The sequence below is a fragment of the Angustibacter aerolatus genome, from assembly GCF_054776675.1.
The window spans coordinates 1-6,485 of the sequence record NZ_BAAHBM010000132.1 but is presented as its reverse complement, the minus strand read 5'-3'; the positions used below and the strand labels follow the sequence as shown (position 1 = coordinate 6,485).

7 protein-coding genes and 1 pseudogene are annotated in these 6,485 nt (G+C 75.7%); 6 read left to right on the top strand and 2 right to left on the bottom strand.

The window, feature by feature from the left end:
* Both ACYVI6_RS17755 and nhaA read left to right on the top strand, forming a co-directional pair.
* Positions 1 to 1,155, top strand: a 1,155-nt coding sequence (locus tag ACYVI6_RS17755; protein ID WP_460447637.1) for a glutamate-5-semialdehyde dehydrogenase, incomplete at its 5' end; no start/stop codon positions are given.
* 4 nt (positions 1,156 to 1,159) lie between these two features.
* The gene (gene nhaA / locus ACYVI6_RS17750; RefSeq protein ID WP_460447636.1) at positions 1,160 to 2,575 is read left to right on the top strand and encodes a Na+/H+ antiporter NhaA; all 1,416 of its coding nucleotides are present in this window, start codon (positions 1,160 to 1,162) and stop codon (positions 2,573 to 2,575) included.
* Here the strand turns inward: nhaA and ACYVI6_RS17745 are convergent.
* Positions 2,549 to 3,067, bottom strand: a complete 519-nt coding sequence (locus ACYVI6_RS17745) for a DsbA family protein (protein ID WP_460447635.1) — start codon at positions 3,065 to 3,067, stop codon at positions 2,549 to 2,551. The genes nhaA and ACYVI6_RS17745 overlap by 27 nt on opposite strands.
* A 72-nt stretch (positions 3,068 to 3,139) precedes the next feature.
* Here ACYVI6_RS17745 and ACYVI6_RS17740 point away from each other — a divergent pair, with 72 nt between their 5' ends.
* Positions 3,140 to 3,832, top strand: coding sequence for a class I SAM-dependent methyltransferase (locus tag ACYVI6_RS17740; RefSeq protein WP_460447634.1), 693 nt, complete (start codon positions 3,140 to 3,142; stop codon positions 3,830 to 3,832).
* On the opposite strand, the gene ACYVI6_RS17735 is transcribed toward ACYVI6_RS17740, so the two are convergent.
* Complete coding sequence (locus tag ACYVI6_RS17735) at positions 3,772 to 4,764, bottom strand: glycosyltransferase family 2 protein (protein WP_460447638.1); 993 nt, start codon at positions 4,762 to 4,764, stop codon at positions 3,772 to 3,774. The two genes, ACYVI6_RS17740 and ACYVI6_RS17735, sit on opposite strands and share 61 nt — an antisense overlap.
* A gap of 121 nt (positions 4,765 to 4,885) precedes the next feature.
* Here ACYVI6_RS17735 and ACYVI6_RS17730 point away from each other — a divergent pair, with 121 nt between their 5' ends.
* The 3 genes and pseudogenes from ACYVI6_RS17730 to ACYVI6_RS17720 form a co-directional block, all read left to right on the top strand.
* Entirely contained in the window at positions 4,886 to 5,032 is a 147-nt protein-coding gene (locus ACYVI6_RS17730; RefSeq protein WP_460447633.1) for a hypothetical protein, read from the top strand.
* 1 nt (position 5,033) lies between these two features.
* Entirely contained in the window at positions 5,034 to 5,642 is a 609-nt protein-coding gene (gene nadD / locus ACYVI6_RS17725) for a nicotinate-nucleotide adenylyltransferase (protein ID WP_460447632.1), read from the top strand.
* A gap of 105 nt (positions 5,643 to 5,747) precedes the next feature.
* A pseudogene (locus tag ACYVI6_RS17720) lies at positions 5,748 to 6,485 on the top strand (hypothetical protein); the annotation flags it as partial.

Sequence of the window (6,485 nt, the reverse complement as noted above, 5' to 3'; positions counted from 1 at the left end):
GTGGCGGTCGACCGTCGACGGCCTGGCCCACGCCTGCGGGCACGACGTCCACACCGTGGCGCTGCTCGGGCCGGCCTGGCGCAGGGGCTGCTCGACCGGCTGCGGCTCGACGAGCCGCGCGTCGCGGCCACGGCGGCGGCGCTGCGCGACCTCGCGGCGCTGCCCGACCCGGTGGGCGAGGTGGTGCGCGGCCAGCGGCTGGCCAACGGGCTCGAGGTGCGCCAGACGCGGGTGCCGATGGGCGTCGTGGCGATGGTCTACGAGGCGCGGCCCAACGTGACGGTCGACGCCGCCGGGCTGGCGCTGAAGAGCGGCAACGCCGTGGTGCTGCGCGGTGGCTCGGCAGCGGCGCACACCAACCGCGCCCTCGTGGGGGTGCTGCGCGAGGTGCTGACGGCGCACGGGCTGCCGGCCGACGCGGTGACGCTGCTCGACGGCCCGCGCGAGGAGGTGCGCCACCTGATGACGGCGCGCGGCCTCGTCGACCTGCTCATCCCGCGCGGCGGCGCCGACCTCATCCGCACCGTCGTCGAGGGGTCGACGGTGCCGGTGGTCGAGACCGGCGTCGGCAACTGCCACGTCGTGGTCGACGCCGCCGCCGACCTCGCCAAGGCGGTGGCGATCGCGGTGAACGCCAAGGCCCACCGGCCGAGCGTGTGCAACGCGGCCGAGACGCTGCTGGTGCACCGGGCGGTGGCCGCGGACTTCCTGCCGCTGGTCGTGCCGGCGCTCGACGCCGCGGGCGTCACGCTGCACGGCGACGCCGAGGTGGTCGCCGCGGCGGCCGCGGCCGGGGTGCGCGCCGAGTCGGCGAGCGACGACGACTGGGGCCGCGAGTACCTGTCGCTCGACCTCGCCGTCCGCGTCGTCGACGACCTCGACGCGGCGCTGGCCCACGTGCGCCGCTGGTCGACCGGGCACACCGAGGCCATCGTGAGCGAGGACGTCGGCGCCGTCCGCCGGTTCGTCGCCGAGGTCGACGCCGCTGCCGTCATGGTGAACGCGTCGACCCGGTTCACCGACGGCGGCGAGCTGGGGCTGGGTGCCGAGATCGGCATCTCGACCCAGAAGCTGCACGCCCGCGGTCCGATGGGGCTGGCCGAGCTGACGACCACGACCTGGGTGGTCACCGGCGACGGTCACGTGCGGGCCTGAGCAGGTGAGCACGCAGAGCCTGCTGCCCCGCCCGGGGCGCCCCGGCCCCGCCCTGCGGCTGCGGGTGCCGCTGCCCTTCGTGTCGCCGCCGCTGCAGCGGTTCCTGGCCAACGAGGCCGGCGGCGCGATGCTGCTGCTCGTCGCCACGGTGCTCGCGCTGGTCTGGGCGAACCTGCCGGGCGGCACGTACGAGTCGTTCTGGCACACCGCGACCGAGATCAGGGTCGGGTCGATGAGCTGGGGTCTCGACCTGCGGCACTGGGTGAACGACGCCGCGATGGCGATCTTCTTCCTGGTGGTGGGGCTCGAGATCAGCCGCGAGGTGACGGTCGGCGAGCTACGCAACCCCCGCGCCGTCGTGGTGCCGGCGCTCGGCGCGGTCGGCGGCCTGGCGCTGCCGGCGCTCATCTTCACCGCGTTCGAGCACGGCGGTCCGGCGGCAGCCGGCTGGGGCATCCCGATGTCGACCGACACCGCGTTCCTCGTCGGCGTGCTCGCGCTGTTCGGGCCGCGCTGCCCCGACCAGCTGCGGCTGTTCCTGCTGACGCTGGCGATCGTCGACGACATCGGCGCGATCACCGTGATGGCGCTCTTCTACACCGACTCGGTCTCGGTGCCGGCGCTCGTGGTGGCGGGTCTCCTGCTGGCCGTGCTGGTCGCGATGCGCTGGCTGCGGGTGTGGCGGCTGACGCCGTTCGTGCTGGTGGGGCTCGCGCTCTGGGTCGCGGTCAGCGCCTCCGGCGTCCACCCCACGCTGGCCGGCGTGCTGATGGGCGTCACGGTGCCGGCGGCGCACGTGCCGCAGGAGCAGCGCGACCGGCTGCGGTACTACGGCCGGGCGGTCGCCGAGGCGCCCAGCCCGACCCGCGTGCGGCTGGCGACGTCGGCCGCGCGCGCCACCGTCGCCGCCAACGACCGGCTGCAGGAGGCCCTGCACCCGGTGAGCGCGTCGTTCGTCGTGCCGCTGTTCGGGCTGGCGAACGCCGGGGTGCTGCTCGACGGCGCGGCGCTGCGGGCCGCGGCGTCGTCGTCGCTCACGCTGGCGATCGTGCTGGCGCTGCTGGTCGGCAACGCCGTCGGCATCTCGGCGCTCGCGGCGATCGCGCTGCGCACGAGGCTCGGCGACCTGCCCGGGCAGGTGCGCTACGGCCACCTGGTCGGCGGCGCGGTGCTGGCCGGCATCGGCTTCACCATCTCGCTGTTCATCACCGACCTCGCCTTCGACGACCCGCGGCTGCAGTCCGAGGCGAAGATCGGCGTGCTCACCGGGTCGCTGCTCGCGGCGGTGCTGGGCTCGGTGCTGCTGCGGTGGCTGGGCGAGCGGCTGCCGCTGTGCTCGGTCGACACCGACGAGGTACCCGACCTGCCGGACGGCCCCTGGCTCGACCCGGTGTCAGCGGCGACCCAGGTCGAGGCCTGACCGCAGGGCGGCCAGCTCGAGCCGCCCGGTGTAGACGCGGCCGTCGACGAACAGCGTGGGCGTGCCGCGGACGCCGAGGTCGGCGCCGCTGCGGTAGTCGGCCTGCACCATCGGCTGGAACCGTTGCGCGGCAGCGCCGACGACGTCGTCCGGGTGCTCGACGCCGGCCTTCACCGCGATCGCCCGGAAGCCGGTGGCGCCGAGCTTCTCCTGGTGCGCGAACAGCACGTCGTGCATCGCCCAGAACCGGTCGCCGGCCGCCTCGGCCGCCAGCGCCGCGGCGAGCGCGAACGGGTGCTTCTGGAACAGCGGGAAGTGCCGGAACACCAGCCGGACCCGGCCCTCGGAGGTGTCGACGAGCTCGCGCAGCACGGGCGCCGCGGCACCGCAGTACGGGCACTCGAAGTCGCCGTACTCGACCAGCGTGCAGGTCGCGTCGGGGGAGCCGTAGACGTGCCGGTCGAGGTCGACGGCGGTGGTGGGCGTGCTCACGCCGCAGAGCGTACGACCGCGGCGCCCGCACCGGCAGGCCCCGCCGGCGCCGGTGCTGGCAGGATGCGGGCCGTGGAAGCCACCGAGGTGCGCAAGCTGGCCGAGCTCGAGGACGCGCACTGGTGGTACCGCGAGCGCCGGCACCTGCTCGCCCGCGAGGTGCGCGGCCTGGTGCCGGGCCGGGCGCTCGACGTCGGGGCCGCCGGGGGCGGCAACACCCGGGTGCTGCGCGCGCTCGGCTGGGACGCCGCGGCGCTGGAGTACGGCGAGGAGGGCGCGGGCGTGGCCCGCTCGCGCGGTCTGGCGACGCTGCGGGCCGACGCGACGCGGCTGCCGGTGGCCGACGCGAGCCTCGACCTGGTGGTGGCGTTCGACGTGCTGGAGCACATCGAGGACGACGACGCCGCGGTGCGCGAGGTGGCCCGCTCCCTGCGCCCGGGCGGGCACTTCGTGGTGGCGGTGCCGTGCGACCCGCGGCTGTGGTCGGAGCACGACGAGGCGGTGCTGCACGTGCGCCGCTACACCCGCGCGACGCTGACCTCGCTGCTGGTGCGGGCCGGGCTGCAGGTCGGGCCGCTGCACAGCTGGAACGTGCTGCTGCGGCCGGTGGTGCAGGTGCGCCGCCGGGTCAGCCGGGGCAGCGACCTGGGCGAGCTGGCGCCGTGGCTGAACACCGCGCTGCGCGGCGTGATCACCGCAGAGCGCTACCTGCCGGTGCGCTCGCTGCCCGGCGTCTCGCTGCTGGTGACCTGCCGGCGTCCCTGAGGGTCGGCCGCCGGGGGAGCGGCCGAGTCGTAGGCCACGTGGTACGTCGGTCGCCCCTGCAGCTGCGTGTACATCCGCCCGACGTACTCGCCGAGCAGCCCCAGGCACAGCAGCTGCACCGCGCCGACGGCGGCGACCACCACGAAGGTCGACGTCCAGCCGGGCGTGGTCTCGTCGCGCAGGAACGCGACGAACGCGTAGAGCAGCAGGGCGATCGCCGCGACGCCGCCGAGCAGGCCGAACCAGGTGGCGATGCGCAGGGGCGCGATCGAGAAGCCGGTGACGCCGTCGACCGACAGCCGCAGCATCCGCGCCAGCGGGTACTTCGAGCGGCCGGCCGCGCGCACCTCCCGGGCGTAGCCGACCGACGTGCTCGGGAAGCCGAGGGCGGGCACGACGAGCCGCAGCACCCGGTTGGCCTCGGGCAGCGTGTTCACCGCGTCGACGGTGGCCCGGCTCATCAGCCGGAAGTCGCCGGCCTGGGCCGGGCCGCTGGTGCCGGCCAGCCGGCGGATCAGCCGGTAGAACAGGCTCGCCGTCGTGCGCTTGAAGACCGAGTCGGTGGTGCGGTCGGTGCGGACGCCGTAGACGACGTCGACGCCCTGCGAGCGGGCCGCCTGCAGCATCGCGCCCAGCACCTCGGGCGGGTCCTGCAGGTCGGCGTCGATGCTGGCCACCCAGTCGCCGCGGGCCCGGGCCAGCCCCGCCGTCAGCGCCGCCTGGTGGCCGCTGTTGGCGCGCAGCCGCACCACCCGCAGCGAGGGCCACTCGCGGCGCAGCCGCTCGAGCAGCGCGGGCGTGGCGTCGGTGCTGCCGTCGTCGACGACCAGCACCTCGTACGGCTCGCCGAGGTCGTCGAGCACCGGCCGGAGACGCTGCGCGAACAGCGGCAGCACCTCGGCCTCGTCGTAGGCGGGGACGACGACCGACAGGACGGGCGCGGTGATGTCGGGCTCCTCTGGCTCGGCCGAGCGCTTCTGACAGACTGTAGTCGGCACCGGTGCGGGCACCGGTATGCCCCAGCCCGATCAGCCCACCTCAGACGGAGCGCCGATGACCCACCTCCTCGCAGCGACCACCGAGCGCGGGCAGGAGCTGCCCATGACGCCGGTGATGTTCGGGATCACGGCGTTCGCGGTGTTCCTGCTGCTCCTGGGGCTGACCTGGGCCTTCCGTCACGTGGGCAACAAGCACCGCTGACGTGGCCGGGCCGCGCCGCATCGGCGTGATGGGCGGCACGTTCGACCCGATCCACCACGGGCACCTCGTGGCCGCCGCCGAGGTGCAGAGCGTGTTCGGGCTCGAGCAGGTGGTGTTCGTCCCCACCGGCCGGCCCTGGCAGAAGGACGACCGTCGCGTCAGCCCCGCCGAGCAGCGCTACCTGATGACGGTGGTCGCCACCGCGTCGAACCCCGACTTCACGGTGAGCCGGGTCGACGTCGACCGCGACGGCCCGACGTACACCATCGACACGCTGCGCGACCTGCGCGACGAGCACCCCGACACCGAGCTGCACTTCATCACCGGTGCCGACGCGATGGCCCAGATCCTGTCGTGGAAGGACGCCGACGAGCTGTTCGACCTCGCGCGCTTCGTGGGGGTCACCCGGCCCGGCCACGAGCTGTCGCTGCAGGGGCTGCCGCCCGAGCGGGTGAGCCTGCTCGAGATCCCCGCGCTGTCGATCTCCTCGACCGACTGCCGCGAGCGCGTGCGGGCCGGTCAGCCGGTCTGGTACCTCGTGCCCGACGGCGTCGTGCAGTACATCGCGAAGTACGGGCTCTACCGAACGGGTGAACCTGCCGACAGGTAGGACGTGGCAGACCTGCTCCTCCCTGACGGCGACACCGGCCGCCCCTCCGACCCGACCCCCGGCGCGACCCCCGCGGGCCCCCGACCGGGGCCTGGCGGACGGCGCGTGCGCACCCGCGCGGGACGACGTCCCGAGGTCGCCGCGGCGACCGGGCGACCCGCCGGGCCACCCGCCCCGCAGGACGGCCCCGGGGCCGACGCCGGGGCCGACGCCCGCGGACGGGTGACCGACTTCCGCTCGCTGCCGCGCCCGGCGGCTGCCGACGACCGCCCCGCCGCCGCTCGTCCGCCCCGCCCCGCCCGCCCGGCCAGGGACGCCGAGAGCGGCCGTCCGCCGCGCAGCCGGCAGCACGGTGCTCAGCAGGGTGGCCAGCGCGGCCGCCCCCGGCCCGCGGGCCAGCGCGCCCCCAGGGCCGACGTGCCCGTGGTCGAGCCCTACGTGCCCCGCCTCGAGGTCGTCACGCCGATGCCCGACGAGCCGGCCGGCGGCTGGACCGTCGAGGCCGTCGAGCAGGCCAGCTTCCCCACCCGCATGGCCCGGCGGCGGGCCATGGAGAAGGTGCAGACCGACGACCAGTGGGAGCCCGCGCCCGACGTCACGCACGAGCTGCTCGGCCGCGTCGAGGACGAGCTGGCCCGCCTGCTCGACCGCCGCGTCGACCCCACGGCACCGGAGGGCGAGCGCATCGAGGGCGTCTCCGACCTGCGCGAGCTGCCCGAGGCGCCGCTGCGCATCGTCACCGCGGCGCTGCTCGCCGGTGCGGCGCTGCTGCCGGACCAGCCCACCCGCTCGCCGGGCCGCCGGCGACGGCTGCTCGCGGGCGTCGCCGCGGCCGCCGTGCTG

Excerpts from the sequence above, each read along its gene's own strand:
- ACYVI6_RS17730 (WP_460447633.1), top strand. The coding sequence starts at position 4,886 with ATGACCCACCTCCTCGCAGCGACCACCGAGCGCGGGCAGGAGCTGCCC.